Source organism: Mesorhizobium sp. M4B.F.Ca.ET.143.01.1.1, from assembly GCF_004792275.1.
In the GTDB taxonomy this organism is placed as follows: domain Bacteria; phylum Pseudomonadota; class Alphaproteobacteria; order Rhizobiales; family Rhizobiaceae; genus Mesorhizobium; species Mesorhizobium abyssinicae.
The window spans coordinates 202,047-223,051 of record NZ_SRSR01000004.1; the positions used below are offsets into that span (position 1 = coordinate 202,047).

The following is a 21,005-nucleotide window of genomic DNA, read 5'->3' on the forward strand; positions in this document are numbered from 1 at the left end:
GCGACCAATCAGACCCGGGAGGTTACGGGCCAAGGTCCGGACCTGGCCATGGGCCTGGCGGCCCAGACCTGGCCATGGGCCTTGGCGGCCCAGACCTGGCCATGGGCCTTGGCGGCCCAGACCTCGATCAGTTGGTTCCCTTGCCGCCGCACTTGCCGGTGGCAACGTTGAAGTTGCCGCAGGCCAGAGGCGCGCGCCAATCTGAGATCAGGTCCTTGGAGTCAGGCAGGTAATCCGACCATTCGTCGCCCATCACGAGGCCCGGCGTCTGCGAGACGGTCTCGAACTGGCCGTCGGCCTGGATCTCGCCGATCAGCACCGGCTTGGTGATGTGATGGTTCGGCATCATGGTCGAATAGCCGCCGGTCAGGTTCGGCACCGAGACGCCGACCATGGCGTCAATGACCTTGTCCGGATCTGTGGTGCCGGCCTTCTCGACCGCCTTCACCCACATGTTGAAGCCGATATAGTGGGCTTCCATCGGGTCGTTGGTGGTGCGCTTGTCGCTCTTGATGAACTTGTGCCAGTCGTCGATGAACTTCTTGTTCTCGGGCGTGTCGATGCTCTCGAAATAGTTCCACGCGGCGAGATGGCCGACCAGCGGACCGGTGTCGAGGCCGGCCAGTTCTTCCTCGCCGACCGAGAAGGCCATGACCGGGATGTCCTCGGCCTTGATGCCCTGGTTGCCGAGTTCCTTGTAGAACGGCACGTTGGCGTCGCCGTTGACGGTCGAGACGACAGCCGTCTTCTTGCCGGCCGAGCCGAACTTCTTGATCGCCGAAACCTCGGTCTGCCAGTCGGAGAAGCCGAACGGCGTGTAGTTGACCATGATGTCCTCGGCCGGCACGCCCTTCGCCTTCAGATAGGCTTCGAGGATCTTGTTGGTGGTGCGCGGATAGACGTAGTCGGTGCCTTCCAGCACCCAGCGCTTCACCGAGCCGCCGTCCTCGCTCATCAGGTAGTCGACGGCCGGAATGGCTTGCTGGTTCGGCGCGGCACCGGTGTAGAAGACGTTGCGCTCGCTCTCCTCGCCCTCATACTGGACGGGGTAGAACAGGATGTTGTCGAGTTCCGAGAACACCGGCAGCACGGACTTGCGCGACACGGAGGTCCAGCAGCCGAACACGGCCGCGACCTTGTCCTTGGAGATCAGTTCGCGCGCCTTTTCGGCGAACAGCGGCCAGTTGGAGGCCGGATCGACGACGACGGCCTCGAGCTTCTTGCCGAGCAGGCCGCCCTTGGCGTTCTGCTCCTCGATCAGCATCAGCATGACGTCCTTCAGCGTCGTCTCCGAAATCGCCATGGTCCCCGACAGCGAATGGAGGATGCCGACCTTGATCGTGTCGTCGGCCGCCTTGGCAGGCGCCGTCAGCAGGCCGGCGGCGAGTACGCCGGCCGAAAACATTTTTGTTATTGTCGAGAAATTACCCCTCATATTGTACACTCCCAAGCTGGTTGTTTTGCATCGCAACATAGCTATGCAACCACCATGCCAAACAGCGAAGCGGCACTGGAAATGTCGAAATATCCCAATCTTATCAGCTTGTTACGATATTAGTCGTCAAACATGTAATGGGTTGCCAAAGACCCGAATGCGGCAAAATTGCGCAATGCTGCCTATCTTTTGCCCATATTAGTCTGGTGCTCAAAAATTGGGCCTTGCGACATACGGCAAGTTGCGGCGCGGCGCCGAAATAGGGCAAGGTCCGCTTGAACCGAGCCATGCCATGATTTCCCGTATCTCCAGCATTTTCAGCGTCGTGCTTCTGTTAGCCGTGACGGGGGCAGCCCGCGCCGACTTCACCGAGGGCAAGATGCCCGACGGGATCTACCATTGCGAGGTCTACCTGCTCGGCGCCTTCCTCAACCTCGGCGACATCACCATCAAGGGCAATGTTTACAGCGGTCCGGTGACCTTCGGCGCCGCACCGCAAGGCTACAACTATCAGATGAATGCCAATGGCGAGATCAGCTGGCTCGGTCCGCTGGGCGGCTATACGAGCGGCGGCAACTCCGTTTCGATGACACAGGCGACGCTGGAGGGCCCGGATGGTCCGTCCTTCGACATCATCATGAAGCAGCCCGACGGAGCCTTCACGGCCTCGACCTGCACCAGGGGATAACCTGCCTGTCCGCCGAAGAGAGCACCGGCAGCCGTTCGCGAGAACGCGAGGCGGCAGGCCTTCAGCTTTCCGCGGCGACTTCGAGCGCCAGCCGCGTCATGTCGGTGAACAGTTCCTGGCGCTCGGAATAGTCGGTCTGCTCGCCATTGGTGACATGATCGACCACGTTTAGCAGCGACAGCGCTCGCGCGCCAAAATGGGCCGAAATGCGGTAGAGGGCGCTGGTCTCCATATCGACGGCGAGCGCTCCCAAGGCCATGGCTTCGGCATAGCGGGCGCGGCCCTTTGGATGATAGAAAATATCGCTGCAGATGGTCAGCCCCGCCCGGTGCTCGATGCCAAGCGTCTCGGCCCGCTGCAATGCCCGGGCAAGCAGCGCCGGATCGGGACCGGCGGCGGCGTAGAGTCCGAAGACCTGGCCGCTGTCGGCATTCTCGGCGCGGACCGATTGCGAGACCACCAGGCCGCGCAGGGGCACCTCGGCGCTCAGGCCGCCACAAGTGCCGGTTCGGATCAGCGTCTTGACGCCGTGGAAGTCGAGAAGCTCATGGGCGTAAATCAGGAAGGACGAGACGCCGATGCCGGTCGACTGGATGCTGACCGGCTTGCCCCGGTACCGGCCGGTGAAGCCCAGCGCGCCCCTGCGGCGATTGACGCAGCGCGGCGCCTCGAGAAAAGTCTCAGCCATCCATTCGGCGCGCTCCGGGTCGCCCGGCAGCAGCACCGTTTCGGCAAAATCACCCTTTTCCGCTTCGTTGTGCGGCGTCACGGCATCTACCCCAATTCCCCGCCGCGTTTGTCACCGCAATCATGGCGATCTCGCGCCGATGCGCAAGCCGCGATTGCAAAGCTCCAGTGGCCGGACTCACTGGTTATGAGCGGACGGATCGCTCTCCGGCGCCGCCACCTGTAAACGGCATGGCGCGGGCGTCTGTGCGCTCGATCACATTCAGTCCGCCGTTTTGATGCGCGTCGTCGTTCAGGATTCCAACACGTCCTTGACGATGGTCGCCAACTGCTTGAGCGAAAACGGCTTCGGCAGGAAGCCGAAATGGGCCTCAGCCGGCAGATTCCTGGCAAAGGCGTCCTCTGCGTAGCCCGAAACGAAGACGAACTTGATATCCGGCTGTCGCTTGCGCAGTTCGCCGAGCAGCGTCGGCCCGTCCATCTCCGGCATCACGACGTCGGAGACGACGATGTCGACCTTGCCGCCGAGCGCCTCGAACACTTCCAGCGCCTCGACGCCGGAGGACGCCTCGTGGACGGTATAGCCGCGCGAGGTCAGCGCCCGCACGCCGCCCATGCGCACGGCATCCTCGTCCTCGACGAGCAGCACGGTGGCCGAGCCGGACAGGTCCTTGGCGGCCTCCGCCGGCTTCACCGGCGCCGCCGGCGCCTCGCCCGGCTCGCTTGCCGGCCTCGCCTCCGCGATGTGGCGCGGCAGGAAGATGCGGAACACCGAACCCTTGCCGACTTCCGAATCGCAGAAGATGAAGCCGCCCGTCTGCTTGATGATGCCATAGACCATCGACAGGCCGAGCCCGGTGCCCTTGCCGACCTCCTTGGTGGTGAAGAAGGGCTCGAATATCTTCTTCAGCACGTCAGGCGCGATGCCGGTGCCGGTGTCCTCGATCTCGACCACGACGTAGTCGGCCGGGGTGAGTTCGCGGTAGGAGAAGCTCTTGCATTCCTCGGCCGTGACGTTGCGGGTGCGCACCGCGAGGTCGCCGCCCGCCGGCATCGCGTCGCGCGCGTTGACGGCGAGGTTCACCACCACCTGCTCGAACTGCCCGATATCGACCTTGACTGGCCAGAGATCGCGGCCGTGGTCGATCTTCAGCTTGATGTCGTTGCCGACCAGACGGGCGAGCAGCATCCTGAGATCGGCCAGGACATCGGTGAGGTTCAGCACTTCCGGCCGCAGGGTCTGCTTGCGCGAGAAGGCGAGAAGCTGCCTTACCAGCGAAGCCGCCCGGTTGGCGTTCTGCTTGATGTTCATGATGTCGGGGAAGGACGGATCCGACGGACGGTGGTTGGTCAACAGCAGGTCCGACGCCATGATGATGGCGGTCAGCACATTGTTGAAGTCGTGCGCGATGCCGCCGGCGAGCTGGCCGACCGCCTGCATCTTCTGGCTCTGCGCCATCTGGCCCTCGAGCGCCTTCTGCTCGGTGGTGTCGACGGCATAGACGATGGCCGATTCCTCGGCGCCCTCGCCGCCGGTGCCCTCGGCGACCGCATTGACGTAAAAGCGGATATGCCGCTCCTCGTTGCCGGGCAACAGCGTGTCGATCGGCTCGATGTCGGCCTGCCGTTGCCTAGCCTTCTCGAAGGCCTCGGCGAACGCCGCCCGGTCGCGCTCGTGGACGACGGTGTCGAGCCGCACGCGGCGGTCGACAGCGTCGCGATCGACGACCGAGGAAAACAGCGACAGGAACGGCGCGTTGGTGCGCAGGATGCGGCCGCTGGCGTCGACGCCGGCGATCGCCATCGGCGTCGAATTGAAGAAGCGGGTGAAGCGGACTTCCGAGGCGCGGAGATCGGCCGAGGCATCCTCGCCCTGGGTGCGGTTGAGCACGATGGTGCGGGTCGGACCGCCGACGCCCTCGCGGCTCGCCGAGACGCGGTGCATGAAGCGTACCGGCAGCGCCTCGCCGGTCATCGTCGTCAGGTCGAGGTCGATGACGGCGTTGCGCGTGGTGCCGGGGTCGGCCTTGACCGAGCGGACCAGCGCCATGCCGTCGCCGGCAACGATCTCGGGCAGCGAGACGGCGCCCGGCGTGAAGCTTGCCAGATCGATGCCGAGCCATTCGGCGAGCGTGGCGTTGATGTAGGTGACGCGGCCTTCCTGGTCGGCGGAAAAGAAACCGGCCGGCGCATGGTCGAGATGGTCGATCGCCTTTTGCAGGTCGAGGAAGAAACGCTCCTGCTCGGCCCGTTCCTGCGAGATGTCGGCAAGCTGCCAGGCAAGCATCGGCAGCCGCTGGCCGGGCACATTGAAGGCACGAGCGCGGGTGCGGTACCAGTGCGCGCCGGGCTCCGCGCCGGGGCGGATGGACTGCGCAAGCCTGAACTCGCCGTCGCCCGCCTGGCCGTCGCGCAGGCCGGACGCCAGCCGGTAGATGGTCATCGAGGCTTCGGGAACGTCCGACAGCAGCCCCTCGACCGTCTTGAGGTCGGCCGCCGACGAAGCGCCCGTCATGTCGGCGTAGGCCCGGTTGGCGTAGACGATGCGGCCCTTGGTGTCGGTGACCAGCAGGCCTTGCGACATCGAATCGACGAAGGCTTTCGAAAGTTCGTCGCTGGTCGAACGCGGCGCGACCTGAACGAAGCCGATCGCAGTAGCAAACAGGAACCCGACGCCGATCATCGCCAGCACGCCGAGCATGCCGAGCAGGAAGGGATCGCCAAGGCGCTCGCGGAAAAGCCCGAAAACGATCGCCGCACCGGTCAGGACAACGATGAATATGATAAGCCGGGTCACGGCACCCGGACGCGTATTCTGGTCGACGATCGGTACCGGATAGAAATCGCCGCGCGTTTCCTTGGCCATGTGCCCCCTGCTCGTGATTCCGGTGCCCGACACCCCGCGGACGGCCGGTTGAATCACATTCTCCTGTAGCGGAAAAGGCCCCGGTGGCAAATGTCAGATAAAAATGGCGCCAGGCCGTGGATTCGTGTTTCAAACTGTTCACGAAGCGTGATGCCAACTTGCGGCGGCCGGTCCGCACGGTCTAGTGTCGCGTCACCTCAAAAAAGGGCGGTGCACCGATGCTGCAGTGGCTGGATAGCGTGGCGGGTCCTGGTTATGTCGCCGCAATCCTGTGGACGTTTGCCGCGCTCGTCCTGCTGGTGGTCGTTCTCCTCATCATCAAGCTGGTGCGCAGCCTGACCTTCGGGACATTCGTCGCCGGCGGCCGCAACCGCAAGACCAGGCTGGCCGTCATGGATGCCACCGCCGTCGACAGCCACCGCCGGCTGGTGCTGGTGCGCCGCGACGACATCGAACATCTCATCCTGATCGGCGGGCCGACCGACGTCGTCGTCGAGCGCGATATCAGGCTGGCGGCGCCGCGCCGCCCGGCGCTGACCGGAGACGGCGGCCAGCAGCAGGCCCAGGCGCCGCGGCCGCGCCCCGCCCAGCCGGGCCCCGTGCCTGTGAGGCAGGCGCCGCCCGCGCCGCAGCCGGTAAGCGCCACGCCGCCGCCCGCCCGCCCGCGCCAAGCCGCGCCGTCACCGGCGCCGAAGCCAGCCGCTCCGAGCTACCAGGCGAGCAACATCACGCCGCTGCCAGCCTATGGATCGGCGAACACCAATGCCGTCCGGCATGCCCCACCGCCGGCGAAGCCAACCTCCATCGACGATACGCTGATTCAGGAGCTCGAGGTTTCGCTCGATGAATCGCATGCGAGCAAACCGGCCGCCAAGGCGCCGCCGTCGCTCGACGATGAAATGACGAAGCTGCTCGGCGAACTCGCCAGCCAGAAGCGCTAGAACGGCGCGTCGTTTCGCGAAGACGCAGAACGCGCCATCTGCTTGTTTCGACACGATTTCGGACGGAAAGCCGTTTCACGCCTGTTCCTGGATTTACCTGCCCCAGCAAGGCCGAAATCCGGCGACATCGCTTGGGCAACCGAGGGAGCCGCGTCACGCGGGCACAAAAATGGCCGGTCGCCCGGCCATTTTCTAAACCCCTGGGTGATTATCCCAGCGCGTCAGTCGTCGCGATAGACCTTCTCCCGGCGCTCGTGGCGCTCCTGCGCCTCGATCGACAGTGTCGCGATCGGACGCGCATCGAGCCGCTTCAGCGCAATCGGCTCGCCAGTCTCCTCGCAATAGCCGTAAGTGCCTTCGTCGATGCGCTGGAGCGCGGAATCGATTTTCGAGATGAGCTTGCGCTGACGATCGCGGGCGCGGAGTTCAATTGCTCGGTCGGTTTCCGAGGAGGCGCGGTCGGCGAGGTCGGGATGGTTGGCGTTTTCTTGCTGCAGGATTTCGAGGGTTTCGCGCGCTTCGCGCAAAATGTCGTTCTTCCAGGCGACGAGCTTCATTCGAAAGTAAGATTTCTGCCGTTCGTTCATGAACGGCTCGTCTTCAGAGGGTACGTAATCGGCGGTAACGATGTCGTTCATTCGACTCACCCAACAACCCCAAATTTGGCGCCTATATATTCGCGCAGAGAAGCGTGCACAAGCGCAATCGGCGACCGTTTCACGCAAATGTAATATCGGACCCACAGCTGTCCATGATATCGTTATGCTTGCGAGCGGAAATCGAATTCATCCATGATTCGTTGTGGTTGAAGGCTATTGGCCATTGTGCGCCATGGCTTTCTCGTGGCTAATCCCATTGTGCCAACCAGGCATTTTGGGGGAGCGGTGAGCAAACTCTACCTGTTGAGACATGCCAAGGCCGGATGGGCTCTGCCCGGAGTCCGTGACTTCGATCGTCCGCTCGATGCCTCCGGCATCGCCGATGCCGAGGCGATCGGGGCAGCCATGCGCAGCCGCAACTACGTGCCCGACCTGACCCTTTGCTCCAACGCAAAACGGGCCCGCCAGACCCTGGAGGGACTGGCCGGCCAGACAGATACCGGCCGGGTGCTGTTCTTCGACACACTCTACAGCGAGGACGCCGCCGGCTATCTCGGCATCATCCGCGACAATGGCGGGGTGGGCTCGCTGCTGGTCATCGGCCACAATCCGATGACGGAGGATCTCGCCATGGCGGTCTCGGGCGACGGCGAGGAGGCCGCGCGTGGCATAATGAACTATGGTTTCCCGACATCTGGCCTCGCAGTCGTCCGCTTCCCCGGCAGTCTTGCCCATGCCGATCAGGGCAGCGGCTATCTCGAGGCCTTTCTGACACCGGCCGATCTCTGAGACCCAAATTGGCGGCGCCATTCCAAACCGCAGCCTGAGTGCCTATATCGGGAACCGACGGGCCCTCAGAGAGCATGTTTTGGCATCATCGCTGACCACTTTCACCGACGAGGCGAAGATCGCTCTCGACACGCTTTCAGGGCGCGCTGCCGGGCTCTTTTCGCCGTCGCTCAGGTTGGGCGTCACCGGGCTTTCCCGCGCCGGCAAGACAGTGTTCATCTCCGCGCTTGTCCACAACCTGATCCATGGCGGCCGCCTGCCGCTGTTCGAGGCACAGAAATCGGGACGCATCGCGCGCGCCTTCCTCGAGGAGCAGCCCGACGACGCCGTTCCCCGCTTCCAGTACGAGGATCATGTCGCGGCGCTGGTCAACGACCGTGTCTGGCCGGACTCGACGCGCGCCATTTCCGAGCTGCGGCTGACCATCGAATACGAATCAGCTTCCGGCTGGAACCGTATGTTTTCGGCTGGAAAATTGTCGCTCGACATCGTCGACTACCCGGGCGAATGGCTGCTTGACCTGCCGCTGCTCGGCAAATCCTTCGCCGATTTCTCGCGCGAGGCGATGGAGATGGCGGCACTCCCCGTGCGCGCCGATCTTTCCGAGGGCTGGCGGACGCTCGCTGCCACGATCGATCCCAATGCCGATGCCGACGAGATGACGGCGCGCCGGCTTGCCGAGGGCTTTTCGGCCTATCTCAAGGCGTGCAAGCTCGACGAGCGCGCGCTGTCGACCTTGCCGCCCGGCCGTTTCCTGATGCCCGGCGACCTCGACGGCTCGCCCGCGCTGACCTTCGCGCCGTTGCCGGCACTGGCCGAGCGGCGGCCCCGCCCCGGTTCGCTGCAGGCGATGATGGAGCGGCGCTACGAGGCCTACAAGACGCATGTGGTGAAACCGTTCTTCCGCGAGCACATCACGCGTCTCGACCGCCAGATCGTGCTGATCGACGCCATGCAGGCGCTGAACGCGGGCCCGGCCGCCATGGCCGACCTGGAGCGTGCCGTCACCGAAATCCTCGCCTGTTTCCGCCCCGGCCGCGGCAATTTCCTCACCGACCTGTTTTCACGGCGCATCGACCGCATCCTGGTGGCGGCGACCAAGGCCGATCACCTGCATCATGAAAGCCATGACCGGCTGCAGGCGATCGTGCGCCGGCTTGCCGACCGCGCGGTGGCGCGGGCGAACTTCACCGGAGCCGATGTCGACGTGGTCGCCATGGCGGCCGTGCGCGCCACCCGCGAAGGCACGGTCAAACAGGGCCGCGAAACCCTGCCCGTCATCATCGGCACGCCGCTGAAGGGCGAGCGGATCAATGGCGACACGTTCGACGGCAAGACCGAAACAGCCATATTTCCTGGTGACTTGCCTGAGAAAGTTGACACGGTTTTCAATCCCTCCGTAGCATCGCCGTATGGCGGCGACCCGGCGATCCGCTTCGTGCGATTCCGCCCGCCAAAGCTCGAACGCACGGCCGAAGGTGTTACGCTGTCGCTGCCGCATATCCGTCTCGACCGGGCGCTGCAGTTCCTGATTGGAGACCACCTGGCATGAGCGCGCCCCGCAAACCCGCTGCATTCCGCATCGAGCCGGAGCCGAGCCGGGAGGCGCCGAAGCCGCGGCCCGTCGAGGCTGAGCCGGCGCGCCGGCCACGCGCGGCAAAGGCCGACGTGGCAGTCGTCATTCCATCCGAGATCGACGTCTTCGACGAGCCCGACATCGTTGCCGCCGAGCCGCCGCCGGCCACCGCGCCGCGCAAGCGTTCCCTGCTCGCCCGCCTGTTCTTCGGCGCCGTGGGCGTGCTGGTTTCGCTGGCGGTCGGCCTTTGGACGGACCAGCTCATCCGCGACCTGTTCGAACGCGCCGAATGGCTGGGCTGGCTGGCCGCCGGCATGGCGGCGATCGCGGTGCTGGCGCTGGTAGTCATCCTGGTGCGCGAATTCCTGGCGATTGCCCGCCTGGCCGAGGTCGAAAAACTGCAGCGGCGGGCGCTTGACGCGGTCGCCCGCGACGACCCGAAGGCGGCGCGGTCCGTCGTCGACGAGCTTTCAGCCTTCGTCGCCGCCAAGCCGGAGACCGCGGCCGGCAGGCGCGCGCTCGCCAAACTGCGCGGCGAGATCATCGACGGCGGCAATCTGGTGCGGCTCGCCGAGACCGAGATCCTCGGCCCGCTCGATGTCCGCGCCAGGGCGATGATCCTCGAAGCGGCAAAGCGCGTTTCGCTGGTGACCGCGGTCAGCCCGCGCGCCCTCGTCGATGTCGCCTACGTCGTGTTCGAGGCCGGGCGACTCATCCGCCGCCTGTCGGAGCTCTATGGCGGCCGGCCGGGCACGCTTGGCTTCTTCCGGCTGGCGCGCAACGTCCTTGCGCACCTGGCGGTGACCGGCTCGATCGCCGTCGGCGACAGTTTCGTGCAGCAGATCGTCGGCCACGGGCTTGCCGCGAGGCTTTCGGCGAAACTTGGCGAGGGGGTCGTCAACGGCATGATGACGGCACGAATCGGCATAGCGGCGATGGAAACGGCGCGGCCCCTGCCCTTCATCGCCGCGAGGCGGCCTGGACTGAGCGATTTCCTCTCCGCGCTGACATCGTTCGCGGCCAGGAAAGATGGCGAAACTTCGGCCCCCGGCAAGTAATCGGCGCCGCCAAGTGACGAAGCATTAACCAATCTTGTTCATGGTCTGACACGTCTAGCAAACAGCGTTCTTGCTGCCGGGTGTCGTCTATGAAAAGAGTAAATCTGTACAGCGTCCTGCCTCTTGCGGTCGCGGTTGTGGCACCTTTGGCCCTTGCCGGAAAAGCGCTTGGAGCCGAACCCGACAAGCAGTTCTTCCGGTCGGTCGAGGGCAAGTGGGTCGGCCCGGGCGAAATCGTTGCCGGCAAGTACAAGGGCACGAAATTCACCTGCAATTTCAATGGTACGACGCCCGACGGCAAGACCGGCATGACGCTCGACGGCGATTGCCGCGTCGGCGTGTTCACGCAGAAGATGTCCGCCACCGTCGAACGCAAGGGTCGCGACTACAAGGGCAACTTCATGGGTGGATCGTCCGGAAACGGGCTCGACATCATCGGCGGCAATGTCGTCGACGCCCAGAAGGTCGTCTTCACCATCAACCGCAACCAATTGAACGGCGTCATGCAGGCGCGCATCCCCGACGACAATTCGATGACGGTGACGGTCGCCGTGCGCGTGAACAAACAGCTGGTGCCGGTGATCGGCATGAGCCTGAAGCGGGTAGACACCGTCGAAGTCGGCTCGATCGCGCCGAACTGAGATCCACAACCTGCAACAAAAAAAGGCGGCGGCCTCAAGCCACCGCCTCGCTCGTTTTCGATTTGGACGCTCAGCCCTTGATGGCGGCCGTCACTTCGTCATAGGCCTTGCAGGCCTCGGCCAAAGTCGACGCGTCCTTGTACTTGTCCGTCACAGCCTGGACCTTGGCCGACAGGTCGGCTGCCTTGGACGGATCCTTGGTGATCGCTTCCTGCAGCGCGGCAGTCATGTCCTGCGCCTTCTTGGTCGCCATCTCGGCGGTGCACTCAGGCGCCTTCGAACAGGCCGAACCGGCAAGCGCCGCAACACCCACGGCGACGAGCAAAAACTTCTTCATGTCAGTCATCTCCTCAAAAAAGGGAGCGGTGGTCGCTCCCTCCCAATGGCCGAAGCCGAGCGTCCCTTAGCCGTCGATTGTGGCAACACGCAACGCGTGCATCACGTAAACTTGTGTAACGCGGCTGCAACATCGCGGCGGCCCGGAGCCTGGCCGCCGCGATGGTCGACGCAGGGTTCAGCTGCGAGGCTGTAGCAGCGCCAGCAGAGCCGTCGATGCGGCAAGGATGGCAGTAAGCGTCAGGGGCGCCGTAGCGCCGTAATTGTCCACGACATAGCCACCGACAACCGCGCCAATGGTGATGGCGACCTGGAAAGAGACGACCATCAGGCTGCCCGCCGCTTCCAGCGCGTCAGGTGCCGCACGCGACAGATTAGTCGGCAGCACCACCGGCCCCATGCCGAACGCCAAGCCCCAAAGCGTAACGAAGCCGAAGGCAGCGCCGATGTGCACACCCCAAAGCACCAATGCTAGCGCCGCAAACGCCATCAACGCAGCGGTGATCACGAGCGCCGTGCGGATATTGGCATCGGCCAAGCGGCCGCCGGCAATGTTTCCGACCACTGCGGCGATGCCAAATCCAAGCAGCGCGAGCGCTATCGGCCCGGTCGCAAGCAGCGTCACGTGTTCGAGGAAGGGGCGCACATAGACTGAGCCGGCGAAATGCCCGGTCATGAGCAAGACAATGGCAAGCATGCCGAGTTGAATGCCACGCCGCCGTGTCAGCCGAAATACGTCGGCAAGGCTATTGCTTGCACTTGCAGGCAAGGTCGGCAGGCTGAGAAACTGCAGCAGCATGGCAACCAGCGCCAGCCCCGCTGTCATCGCCATGGCGCTGCGCCATCCCAGCCAGTCGCTGATCAGCGCTCCCATCGAGGGTGCGGCAATGGTGGCGAGCGAGACGCCAAGAGTGACGATGGCCATGCCTCGACCTGTCGCGTTGGCGCCAACCAGCCTCGCCACGACGGCAACCGAAAGCGCCCAGAACGCGCTGAGCGCGATGCCGAGCCCGGCTCTGCCAAGCAACAGCAGCCAGAAATTGGGCGCCAGCGCCGCAAGAATATTGGAAGCGACCGCCAGGGCCATGAGGCCAATCAGCACCGTCTTGCGGTTCAATCGGCCGATGAGAACATTGCTCAGCATGGCCGTCACGGCGCCGACCGAAGCGGTGGCGGTGACGACCTGTCCGGCCGTTCCCTCGCTGATGCCGAGATCGCGCGCCATCGGCGTCAATAGACCGGCCGGCAGGAATTCGGCGGACACCAGGGCAAAGCTGGTGGCCGCCAGTGAAATGACCGCGAACCAGGTGGCTGCGCCCCACGCGGTTGGCGCATCGGCATCAAGGCCGATCGCTGCGTCTTCAAGCTGTAATGTTGTGTCAGTCACGGAAGAATCTCCAAAAATTGGAGATCTTAGATAGGCAAGTCCGCCCGGATGATATGTACCTTAGAATCCGAAATTCATATCTATTCGTCCGGGATTTGTGCGACGCACAACGCCCGGCGAAACATTGGTGATGCGTTTGAACGCGCGAGCGAAGGATGCCTCGGAATCGTAGCCCAAACGGGTAGCGACTTCGGCAACCGACAAGCCGTTCTGGCCCAGCAATTCGCGGGCAAGCTGCATACGCATGCGGGCGAGATAGTGTGCGGCGCCTTCCCCCAGGACAGCGCTGAAGCGCTCGGCGAAAATCGAGCGCGATTGGCCTGCCACGCTCGCCAAGCTTCCCAGCGTCCAGTTATGGCCGGGGTCGCGGTGCATGGCTGCCAGAGCGCGGCCGATATGCGGGTCGCGGATGGCTGCGAGCCAACCGGTGGTCGACGCGCCGTTGCAATTGACCCAGCAGCGGATGAGCCGGGCCGTTAGCAAGTCCGCCATACGCGACAGGATCGTGGCGCTGCCCATCTGCGGTTGCGCGGCCTCCACCGTCATGGCCGCCAGCAGAGGACCGACGACAGGGTCATTCCCAGCCACGTCGCAACCCTTGATGACAGGCGGCATCAACGTAATCAATGGGTTGAGCGCACAGGAGCCCAAGGCCATGGAGCCGCAGAAAAGAGTGCTCGTCGCGCCCGTTCCCTGCCGAACCACTTCGCAGACATTGCCGCCCAGCTTGATTACCTGGCAACCTTCGAGCGAGCCGCCTTCAACGTCCGGCGCGCTCGCCAGCCGGTGGGCGATGCCTTGCGGCAGCAGGACCAGATCGCCATTGCGCAACTCCTGCCAGCCCTGCGCTTCGGTGTGAATCCAGCATGGACCCTGGCCGACAAAATGAAACCGCAGCAGCTGTTGTTTCGGAAAGTCTATGCTCCACGGATGCCGGAGCTCGCAACGGCCGTAGTTGACGCCACTCAAGCGAAAGTCCTGCAGAACTTCGCTGAGCGCATCCATCGGAATATGCGTCGGCGAAGACGGGCGGGACGAATGGTCAAGCATTTACCAGATATAGATGCCGATCGTCCGACAGGCAAGCGGAGACCATTGTTCCACCAGAGGAATCGCGTCAACGGCACCTGCCCGTCCTGGTAGGTTTCCCACCCTTGCCTCTGGCTCCAACTGCATGCAAGGAGTGCTGCTGAACACAGGGACAAGAGGCATGGCGGTAGAAGCATCGGGCAGCGATCTTATCCAGGTGGTGGCGCTGCTCGCGGCCGGCGTGGTCGCGGTCCCGATCTTCAAGCGCATGGGGCTCGGCTCCATCCTCGGCTATCTCGCCGCCGGCGTCGTCATCGGCCCGTTTGGCCTCGGAATCTTCTCCGAATCGGAAGCCATCCTCCACGTCGCCGAACTCGGCGTCGTCATGTTCCTGTTTATCATCGGGCTGGAGATGCAGCCGTCGCGACTCTGGGGCCTGCGCCGCGAAATCTTCGGCCTCGGCGCGCTGCAGGTCGGCGTCTGCGCGGCGCTGCTCACCAGCGTCGGGCTCGCCGGCGGCTTTCCGATCGCGCAGTCCTTCGTCGCCGGCGCCGGCTTCGTCCTGACCTCGACGGCGATCGTCATGCAATTGCTGGAGGAGCGCGGCGAGATCGCCACGCCCAAGGGCCAGCGAATCGTCTCGATCCTGCTGCTGGAGGACCTGGCGATCGTGCCGTTGCTGGCGCTGATAGCCTTCCTGGCGCCGGGCGGCGCCGAGACCAGCCTGTCGCAGCGACTGACCGAGGTCGGCATCGGCCTTGCCGCGATCGTTGGCCTGGTGGTGGCGGGGCGTTATCTGCTCAATCCGTTCTTCCGCATCCTGGCCGAGGCCCGCGCCCGCGAGGTGATGACGGCAGCGGCGTTGCTGGTGGTGCTGGGATCGGCGCTCGCCATGCAGCTTTCGGGCCTGTCGATGGCGATGGGCGCGTTCCTCGCCGGCGTGCTGCTTTCCGAATCGACCTTCCGCCATCAGCTCGAGGCCGACATCGAACCGTTCCGCGGCATCCTGCTCGGCCTGTTCTTCCTCGCCGTCGGCATGTCGCTCGACCTGCACGTCGTGGCCGCGAACTGGCGGCTGGTCGCCATCTATGTCGTCGCCTACATGGTGATGAAGGCGCTCGGCATCTACGTCGTCGCCCGCATGCTGAAGACCGGTCATCGCGAGGCGTTGGAACGCGCCGTGTTCATGGCGCAAGGCGGCGAATTCGCTTTCGTGCTCTATTCGGCGGCGGCGGCGGTCGGCATCATCGACGGCCAGGCCAACGCGACGCTGACGGCGATCGTCATCATCTCCATGGTGCTGACGCCGCTCGCCATCATCGCGCTGCGCTATGTGACGCCGCGCGACGAGCAATCGCTCGACGGCGTCGACGTCGCCGAAGGCCTTTCCGGCAGCGTGCTCATTATCGGCTTCGGCCGCTTCGGCCAGATCGCCTCCCAGCCGCTGCTGCTGCGCGGCATCGATGTGTCGATCATCGACAACGAGGTCGAGATGATCCAGGCGGCGGCCGATTTCGGCTTCAAGGTCTATTACGGCGACGGCACGCGGCTGGATATCCTGCACGCAGCCGGCGCCGGGCGGGCGCGCGCAGTTCTGATCTGCGTCGACAAACCGGAAGCCGCGGTGCGCATCGCGCAGTTGATCAAGGCCGAATTCCCGCTGGTGACGATCCTGGCGCGCGCCTTCGACCGCGGCACTGCCTTGCAGCTCATACGTGCCGGCGTCGACTACCAGCTGCGCGAGACCTTCGAATCTGCATTGGTCTTCGGCGGCTCGGCGCTCGAAGCGCTGGGCGTCGACCCGGAAGACGTCGCCGAGGTGATCGAGGATGTCCGCCGTCGCGACACCGCGCGCTTCGAGATGCAACTGGCCGAAGGCGTGCGCGCCGGCCAGCGCTTCCTGAAGGGCAATATCGGCACGCCGATCCCAACGCCGCTGACGCCGCCGCGCCGCACCGGCCAGGCGCTCAACGAGGAGACCGCCGGCGTGCTAAGCAAATCCGAGCCTGCGGAGGAATAGATGGCTGAACTGGACAAACGGGCGCTCACCGTCACCGCATTCTGGCGTGAGGCCGGCGAGGACGCCTGGTTCGAGAAGAACGATGCCTTCGACGCGGATTTCCGCAACCGGTTTCTCGACCTGCACTTCGCCGCCGCGCGGCGCGAATGCGACGACTGGTGCGAACACGCCGAAGGTTCGCTGGCGCTGATGGTCCTGCTCGACCAGTTTCCGCGCAACTGCTTTCGCGGCACCGGCCATATGTATGCGACCGATCCGCTGGCGCGGTACTTCGCCGGCAAGGCCATTGCCGCCGGCCATGACCTGGCGCTCGAAGAGAACATTCGCGTTTTCCTCTATCTGCCCTTCGAGCATTCGGAACTGCTCGTCGATCAGGCGCGAGCGGTGGAACTCACCTCCACCAGTGCCCAGGCCGATCTGAAATATGCGGTCGAGCACCGCGACATCATCCAGCGCTTCGGCCGCTTCCCGCATCGCAACCGGATGCTCGGCCGCGAGACGACGCCGGAGGAACAGGCCTTCCTCGACGGCGGCGGATTTTCCGGCTGATTGGCAGGCACGCGGATACTGGTCACATGATTGAGCTGGCTGGACGCAACTATGAGGCCACGATTGGAAGTGATGTCCAACGCGATGGCATGTATCTGGAACTCGCCGACCAATATGAGCACATAGTGGGCGAGATTTTCTTCTCGGATGTCGATGGGAAGATGACGCTTACGCTATCCCAGCCTGATGTGCCGCTGGAAGTGGTTGAGTGGATGATTGCGACGGCAAAGGTCCGCCTTCCACCAACGGATCCGGCTGCGGGTTAGCCTATTGCAGCCACCAGTCGCGGCCCGAGGGCAGGCGCTCGATACCGGACGCATCGACAGCGCCGAGGCGCTCCGACACGCTCTTGCCGCCGATGGCAAGCTCCGGCGCGATCTCGGCCAGGGGCGCGAGCACGAAGGCACGCTCCAGCATGCGCGGATGCGGCACTTCCAGGCCCGTCTCGTGGATGATGCGGTCGCCGAACACCAATATGTCGATGTCGATCAGCCGGGGCCCCCAGCGCTCCTCGCGCACCCGCTTCAGCCGACGCTCCGCATCGAGGCAAAGATCGAGCAGTTCGCGCGGCGCAAGCCCGGTCGCGATCGTGGCGGCGGCATTGAGGAAATCCGGCTGGTCGAGCTTGCCCCAGGGCGGCGTGCGGTAGAGCGAGGAGACCGCGACGACGCTGGTCTTGTCGTCGCCATCCAGAAGGCGCAGCGCGGCCGCCATCGACTTGGCGGGATCGCCGAGATTGCCGCCAAGGCTGAGGTAGACCGTGTTATTCGGGCCAGACAACGGTCACCTCGACATGGTCGAGCACGCCGGGCACCGGCGCGTTGGGCTTGCGCACGGTGATCTCGGCCCGCTTGATCTGCGGAAACCGCGCCGTCAGCGCCTTGGCCACTTCCAGCGCCAGCGCCTCGATCAGGAAACGCCGGTGCCCGGTGACGATCTTCTCGATCACCGTGAAGGCGACGCCATAGTTGACGGTGTCCTCGATCGAATCCTCGACGAGCGCCCGGCCCGGCTCGACGGTCAGCGCCGCGTCGACATAAAAACGCTGGCCGAGCGTCTCCTCCTCGTCCAGCACGCCGTGCCGGGCAAAGAAGGCGCAGTTCTTCATGCGGATGACATACATGGCTCAGCGTCCGGACGGGTCGGTTTCACGCGCCAGCATAGCATCGGCCAGCGCCAGCGCATCCACGTTGATTGCGACATCGTGGACGCGAAATAGATGCGCGCCTTTCAATCTCAAAATGACGCTGGTGGCTGCCGTTCCGGCGCCGCGCTCGGCAGCGTCCCGCCCGGTCACGGCGCCGATGAAGCGCTTTCGCGAAGTTCCGGCCATCAATGGGTGGCCCAGCGCCTGAAGCTCGGCAAACCGCGCCATCAGGTCGAGGTTCTCCTCGGCCGTTTCCTTGGCGAAGCCGAAGCCGGGGTCAAGCACGATCTGATCATCGGCGACGCCGCTGGCCCGCGCGATCTCCAGCGACTTGCGGAGAAAGAAAAGCTGGTCGTCGATGACGTCAGGCAGCTTCTGCCTGCCACGTCCCGTGTGCATGATGACGAGGCCGGCGCCGGTTTCGGCGGCGACGCGTGCAATGCCCGGCTCCCGCTGCAGGCCCCAGACATCGTTGACGATATGCGCGCCGGCGGCGACGGCCAGGCGCGCGGTGTCCTCGCGATAGGTGTCGACCGAGATCAGCGCCTCGCCGGAACCGGCGAGCGCCTCGATGACCGGCAGGACACGCGCCTGCTCTTCCTCGCCGGTCACGGCGGACGCGCCTGGCCTGGTCGATTCGCCACCGACATCGATGACGGCTGCGCCCTCCTCCACCATGCGGCGCGCCTGGCCGAGTGCCGTATCGCGCGCGGCGAACAGCCCGCCATCGGAAAAACTGTCCGGCGTGACGTTGAGGATGCCGACGACGACTGCCTTGCCGCCAAGGTCGAGATGGCGTCCATGCGCCAGCTGCCATCGCCTCGTCGTCATTGTCCGTCAACCATCTTGTGATCCGCTGGAAATCAAATCCGTTGCGCCGAGAGCGGCCGTAAAGCAAGGTGGCCGAAGAGGCAACATGATGAAACGTTCGCTTACCTGCGCCCTGGTTCTCGCGCTGACCGCCCTGCCCGCCGGCGCGGCCAATCTGGTCAAGACCTACAGCTACTTCGCCATTGGCGGCCGCACGCTGGACGACATCGAGACCCAGCTTTCCAAGCACGGCCCGCAGGTGAAGAGCACCGGCTCGCGGCACCCGGGCGCGACGCAGATGGCGTTCACCACCCGCGTCAGCTATGCGGAAAGCTCGGGTTCCTGCCGGGTCGCCGACGCCATCGTGACCGTCAAGGTCAAGGTGATTCTTCCGGAATGGCGCAGTTCGCGCAAGGCCGATGCCGACGTGAAGCTGTTCTGGGACACGCTGTCGGCCGACATCAAGCGGCACGAGGAACGCCATGTCGAGATCGCCAAGAACCACGCCAGGCAGCTGGAAGACGCGCTGAAGGCGAGCTATCCGCAAAAGACCTGTGCCGAAGTCAAGGCGAGAGCCGCGCAGATCACCGCGGCCGAGCTCGCCAGGCACGACCAGGACCAGGTGCGGTTCGACCGCGTCGAGAGCGTCAACTTCGAAAGCCGCATCCTGCGGCTGCTGCGCTACCGGCTCGAGCGCATCGAGACTGGCCAGCTGCCGCCCGCCTGATTTCGCCGGCACCAGGGCGCCCATGGCGCAAGCCAAATTCGCCGAAGCGTAGTGCCAGGCGGCAAAAACTTTCGAGCCCCCGTCGAAATCGGCCTATATGGAACGACATATCTCAGGTTCGCCAAGGCGGAACCTGAAAGGCACGACAACCAATCGACGCGGCTGCGTCGTCGCACCGGCCGAGCCGGCCGCCTCCCTCAGAGGCGCGCGCAAGCCCACGAGAGAACGAGACCATGGATCAGGCTGTCGACAAGCCGGCGACAATTGCAGCGACGTCGCCGCTGACGGAGAGCGAGAAGAACGCCATCATCGGCGGCGTGCTGTTGTCGATGCTGCTGGCGGCGCTCGACCAGACCATCGTCGCCCCGGCCATGCCGACGATGGCGCGTCTGCTCGGCCATGCCGAATATCTGCCGTGGATCGTCACCGCCTATCTGCTCACCGCAACGGCGATGGCGCCGCTCTATGGCAAGATCTCCGATGTCTATGGCCGCCGGCCAACCCTCTACGCGGCTATCCTGATCTTTCTCGCCGGATCGCTGGTCAGCGCAATCGCGCCCAACATGCTGGTGCTTATCGTCGGACGCGCTATCCAGGGCGCCGGCGGCGGCGGCTTGTTCGCATTGGCCCAGACGGTGATCGGCGACCTCGTGCCGCCGCGCGAGCGGGCGCGCTATGCGGCCTGGATCGCGGGCACATGGGCCGTTGCCAGCATTACCGGCCCGCTGCTCGGCGGTACCTTCGCCGAGCATCTGCACTGGTCGCTGATCTTCTGGATCAACCTGCCGCTCGGCCTGCTGGCCATGGCGATCATCAACAAGCCGCTGAAGAAGCTGCCGATCGCGGCAAAGCATCATCGCATCGACGCTCTCGGCGCGGCGCTGCTGATCGCGGCCACTGCCCTGCTGCTGCTGGCGCTTAACTGGGGCGGCAGCGCCTATCCCTGGCTGTCGCGCGAAATCCTCGGGCTGCTCGCCAGTTCGGCGGTTATCTGGGGCGCTTTTGCGCTGCGGCTCATGCGCGCCGACGAGCCGCTGATCTCGCTCGAGGTGCTCAGCAACCCGATCGTGCTGGCCGGCACCTTGTCCTTGTTCCTGCTGCAGGCCGCCAATATCGGCCTGGCGGTCTATCTGCCGGTCTACCTGCAGTCGATCGTCGGGCTTTCGGCCAGCGAATCGGGCATTGCGCTGCTCGGGCTGATGCTCGGCACCGTCGCCGGCGCCACGTTCAGCGGGCGCACGATACCGCGCTTCGTCCACTACAAGCGGATCGCCATGATCGGCGTGAGCTTCGCCATAGCCTGCCTCGGCGCGCTCAGCGTCGTCGCCGGGCATGCCTCCCTGCTGGTCGTTGAAATCCTGACGACCTGTGTCGGCCTCGGCAGCGGGACAACGTTTCCGGTGGCCACCGTCTCGGTCCAGAATGCCGTCGATCAGGCACATCTCGGCGTCGCCACCGGCGTGCTCACCTTCCTTCGCTCTTTGGGCAGCGCACTGGGCGTGGCGATCCTGGGCGCGGTCGCTCTGGGCTATGGCCTGCCATTGGCCGGCGAAGGCGCGCATTCAGCTGGCGCCGCAGCCTCTGCCGAAGCCTTCACGATGATCTTCCTCGTCGCGGCGGCAATCCTGCTGATGGCGCTTGCCGCGCTCGGGCTGATGCCGGAGAAGGCGCTTCGCGGCCATCCCGAGACCGCTGCTCCGGTGCTGGCCGAGTAGCACGC

At 64.7% G+C, this 21,005-nt stretch carries 21 protein-coding genes; 11 read left to right on the top strand and 10 right to left on the bottom strand.

Translation table 11 applies throughout. From position 1 onward, the window contains the following. Positions 1-127: 127 nt before the first annotated feature. A complete protein-coding gene (gene urtA, locus EN786_RS11660; RefSeq protein WP_127310832.1) occupies positions 128-1,435 on the bottom strand; it encodes an urea ABC transporter substrate-binding protein in 1,308 nt (435 codons plus the stop codon). Positions 1,436-1,727: 292 nt separating this feature from the next. Between urtA and EN786_RS11665 the strand changes: the two genes are divergently transcribed. Further along, on the top strand, positions 1,728-2,123 hold the full coding sequence (locus EN786_RS11665) for a hypothetical protein (RefSeq protein WP_127310833.1): 396 nt from the start codon (positions 1,728-1,730) through the stop codon (positions 2,121-2,123). A gap of 61 nt (positions 2,124-2,184) precedes the next feature. Here the strand turns inward: EN786_RS11665 and EN786_RS11670 are convergent, their stop codons facing one another. Together EN786_RS11670 and EN786_RS11675 are read right to left on the bottom strand one after the other, a co-directional pair. Then, on the bottom strand, positions 2,185-2,892 hold the full coding sequence (locus EN786_RS11670; RefSeq protein WP_127284533.1) for a DeoD-type purine-nucleoside phosphorylase: 708 nt from the start codon (positions 2,890-2,892) through the stop codon (positions 2,185-2,187). 210 nt (positions 2,893-3,102) lie between these two features. Beyond that, positions 3,103-5,676 carry a PAS domain-containing sensor histidine kinase gene (locus tag EN786_RS11675; protein WP_127310834.1) on the bottom strand — a complete coding sequence of 858 codons (2,574 nt, stop codon included), beginning with the start codon at positions 5,674-5,676 and terminating at the stop codon, positions 3,103-3,105. Between the two features lie 218 nt (positions 5,677-5,894). Here EN786_RS11675 and EN786_RS11680 point away from each other — a divergent pair, with 218 nt between their 5' ends. After that, on the top strand, positions 5,895-6,617 hold the full coding sequence (locus EN786_RS11680) for a flagellar biosynthetic protein FliO (protein WP_189524279.1): 723 nt from the start codon (positions 5,895-5,897) through the stop codon (positions 6,615-6,617). A gap of 221 nt (positions 6,618-6,838) precedes the next feature. On the opposite strand, the gene dksA is transcribed toward EN786_RS11680, so the two are convergent. Continuing rightward, entirely contained in the window at positions 6,839-7,255 is a 417-nt protein-coding gene (gene dksA / locus EN786_RS11685; RefSeq protein ID WP_126054771.1) for an RNA polymerase-binding protein DksA, read from the bottom strand. 246 nt (positions 7,256-7,501) lie between these two features. Between dksA and EN786_RS11690 the strand changes: the two genes are divergently transcribed. The 4 genes from EN786_RS11690 to EN786_RS11705 all read left to right on the top strand — a co-directional run bounded on the left by EN786_RS11690 (position 7,502) and on the right by EN786_RS11705 (position 11,280). Beyond that, on the top strand, positions 7,502-8,005 hold the full coding sequence (locus EN786_RS11690) for a histidine phosphatase family protein (protein ID WP_135908372.1): 504 nt from the start codon (positions 7,502-7,504) through the stop codon (positions 8,003-8,005). A gap of 79 nt (positions 8,006-8,084) precedes the next feature. Continuing rightward, positions 8,085-9,557 carry a YcjX family protein gene (locus EN786_RS11695; RefSeq protein ID WP_127309903.1) on the top strand — a complete coding sequence of 491 codons (1,473 nt, stop codon included), beginning with the start codon at positions 8,085-8,087 and terminating at the stop codon, positions 9,555-9,557. Then, on the top strand, positions 9,554-10,639 hold the full coding sequence (locus EN786_RS11700; protein ID WP_127309904.1) for a YcjF family protein: 1,086 nt from the start codon (positions 9,554-9,556) through the stop codon (positions 10,637-10,639). Before EN786_RS11695 ends, EN786_RS11700 begins: the two co-directional genes overlap by 4 nt. 89 nt (positions 10,640-10,728) lie before the next feature. Then, positions 10,729-11,280 carry a hypothetical protein gene (locus tag EN786_RS11705; RefSeq protein WP_127309905.1) on the top strand — a complete coding sequence of 184 codons (552 nt, stop codon included), beginning with the start codon at positions 10,729-10,731 and terminating at the stop codon, positions 11,278-11,280. Positions 11,281-11,350: 70 nt separating this feature from the next. Here the strand turns inward: EN786_RS11705 and EN786_RS11710 are convergent, their stop codons facing one another. The 3 genes from EN786_RS11710 to EN786_RS11720 form a co-directional block, all read right to left on the bottom strand. Beyond that, entirely contained in the window at positions 11,351-11,617 is a 267-nt protein-coding gene (locus EN786_RS11710; protein WP_126054776.1) for a hypothetical protein, read from the bottom strand. Between the two features lie 177 nt (positions 11,618-11,794). Further along, entirely contained in the window at positions 11,795-13,003 is a 1,209-nt protein-coding gene (locus tag EN786_RS11715; protein WP_127309906.1) for an MFS transporter, read from the bottom strand. 60 nt (positions 13,004-13,063) lie between these two features. Beyond that, positions 13,064-14,053: an AraC family transcriptional regulator gene (locus tag EN786_RS11720; protein ID WP_127286307.1), complete on the bottom strand. Its 990-nt coding sequence runs from the start codon at positions 14,051-14,053 to the stop codon at positions 13,064-13,066. Positions 14,054-14,213: 160 nt separating this feature from the next. Between EN786_RS11720 and EN786_RS11725 the strand changes: the two genes are divergently transcribed. From EN786_RS11725 to EN786_RS11735, 3 genes are read left to right on the top strand one after another with little or no spacing between them, the layout of a single operon-like run. Further along, positions 14,214-16,052 (top strand): monovalent cation:proton antiporter-2 (CPA2) family protein, encoded by a 1,839-nt coding sequence (locus tag EN786_RS11725; protein WP_127286306.1) that lies wholly within the window; start codon positions 14,214-14,216, stop codon positions 16,050-16,052. Then, positions 16,053-16,601 (top strand): DUF924 family protein, encoded by a 549-nt coding sequence (locus EN786_RS11730; RefSeq protein ID WP_127286305.1) that lies wholly within the window; start codon positions 16,053-16,055, stop codon positions 16,599-16,601. Between the two features lie 26 nt (positions 16,602-16,627). Next, positions 16,628-16,867 carry a hypothetical protein gene (locus EN786_RS11735; protein ID WP_127286304.1) on the top strand — a complete coding sequence of 80 codons (240 nt, stop codon included), beginning with the start codon at positions 16,628-16,630 and terminating at the stop codon, positions 16,865-16,867. Between the two features lies 1 nt (position 16,868). Here the strand turns inward: EN786_RS11735 and folK are convergent, their stop codons facing one another. From folK to folP, 3 genes are read right to left on the bottom strand one after another with little or no spacing between them, the layout of a single operon-like run. After that, the gene (folK, locus tag EN786_RS11740; RefSeq protein WP_127286303.1) at positions 16,869-17,381 is read right to left on the bottom strand and encodes a 2-amino-4-hydroxy-6-hydroxymethyldihydropteridine diphosphokinase; all 513 of its coding nucleotides are present in this window, start codon (positions 17,379-17,381) and stop codon (positions 16,869-16,871) included. Continuing rightward, positions 17,365-17,724, bottom strand: coding sequence for a dihydroneopterin aldolase (gene folB / locus EN786_RS11745; RefSeq protein ID WP_127286302.1), 360 nt, complete (start codon positions 17,722-17,724; stop codon positions 17,365-17,367). The genes folK and folB overlap by 17 nt, the downstream gene beginning before the upstream one ends. 3 nt (positions 17,725-17,727) lie before the next feature. Next, entirely contained in the window at positions 17,728-18,579 is an 852-nt protein-coding gene (folP, locus tag EN786_RS11750; RefSeq protein WP_127309907.1) for a dihydropteroate synthase, read from the bottom strand. A gap of 85 nt (positions 18,580-18,664) precedes the next feature. Between folP and EN786_RS11755 the strand changes: the two genes are divergently transcribed. Then, a complete protein-coding gene (locus EN786_RS11755; RefSeq protein WP_127287248.1) occupies positions 18,665-19,285 on the top strand; it encodes a DUF922 domain-containing protein in 621 nt (206 codons plus the stop codon). Positions 19,286-19,518: 233 nt separating this feature from the next. After that, positions 19,519-21,000 (top strand): MDR family MFS transporter, encoded by a 1,482-nt coding sequence (locus tag EN786_RS11760; RefSeq protein WP_127309908.1) that lies wholly within the window; start codon positions 19,519-19,521, stop codon positions 20,998-21,000. The last annotated feature ends 5 nt before the right edge of the window (positions 21,001-21,005 follow it).

Excerpts from the sequence above, each read along its gene's own strand:
- EN786_RS11680 (WP_189524279.1), top strand. The coding sequence starts at position 5,895 with ATGCTGCAGTGGCTGGATAGCGTGGCGGGTCCTGGTTATGTCGCCGCA.
- EN786_RS11710 (WP_126054776.1), bottom strand. The coding sequence starts at position 11,617 with ATGAAGAAGTTTTTGCTCGTCGCCGTGGGTGTTGCGGCGCTTGCCGGT.
- EN786_RS11700 (WP_127309904.1), top strand. The coding sequence starts at position 9,554 with ATGAGCGCGCCCCGCAAACCCGCTGCATTCCGCATCGAGCCGGAGCCG.
- EN786_RS11730 (WP_127286305.1), top strand. The coding sequence starts at position 16,053 with ATGGCTGAACTGGACAAACGGGCGCTCACCGTCACCGCATTCTGGCGT.
- EN786_RS11725 (WP_127286306.1), top strand. The coding sequence starts at position 14,214 with ATGGCGGTAGAAGCATCGGGCAGCGATCTTATCCAGGTGGTGGCGCTG.
- urtA (WP_127310832.1), bottom strand. The coding sequence starts at position 1,435 with ATGAGGGGTAATTTCTCGACAATAACAAAAATGTTTTCGGCCGGCGTA.
- EN786_RS11675 (WP_127310834.1), bottom strand. The coding sequence starts at position 5,676 with ATGGCCAAGGAAACGCGCGGCGATTTCTATCCGGTACCGATCGTCGAC.
- dksA (WP_126054771.1), bottom strand. The coding sequence starts at position 7,255 with ATGAACGACATCGTTACCGCCGATTACGTACCCTCTGAAGACGAGCCG.
- folB (WP_127286302.1), bottom strand. The coding sequence starts at position 17,724 with ATGTATGTCATCCGCATGAAGAACTGCGCCTTCTTTGCCCGGCACGGC.
- EN786_RS11705 (WP_127309905.1), top strand. The coding sequence starts at position 10,729 with ATGAAAAGAGTAAATCTGTACAGCGTCCTGCCTCTTGCGGTCGCGGTT.
- folP (WP_127309907.1), bottom strand. The coding sequence starts at position 18,579 with ATGACGACGAGGCGATGGCAGCTGGCGCATGGACGCCATCTCGACCTT.
- EN786_RS11755 (WP_127287248.1), top strand. The coding sequence starts at position 18,665 with ATGATGAAACGTTCGCTTACCTGCGCCCTGGTTCTCGCGCTGACCGCC.
- EN786_RS11665 (WP_127310833.1), top strand. The coding sequence starts at position 1,728 with ATGATTTCCCGTATCTCCAGCATTTTCAGCGTCGTGCTTCTGTTAGCC.
- EN786_RS11760 (WP_127309908.1), top strand. The coding sequence starts at position 19,519 with ATGGATCAGGCTGTCGACAAGCCGGCGACAATTGCAGCGACGTCGCCG.
- EN786_RS11735 (WP_127286304.1), top strand. The coding sequence starts at position 16,628 with ATGATTGAGCTGGCTGGACGCAACTATGAGGCCACGATTGGAAGTGAT.
- EN786_RS11720 (WP_127286307.1), bottom strand. The coding sequence starts at position 14,053 with ATGCTTGACCATTCGTCCCGCCCGTCTTCGCCGACGCATATTCCGATG.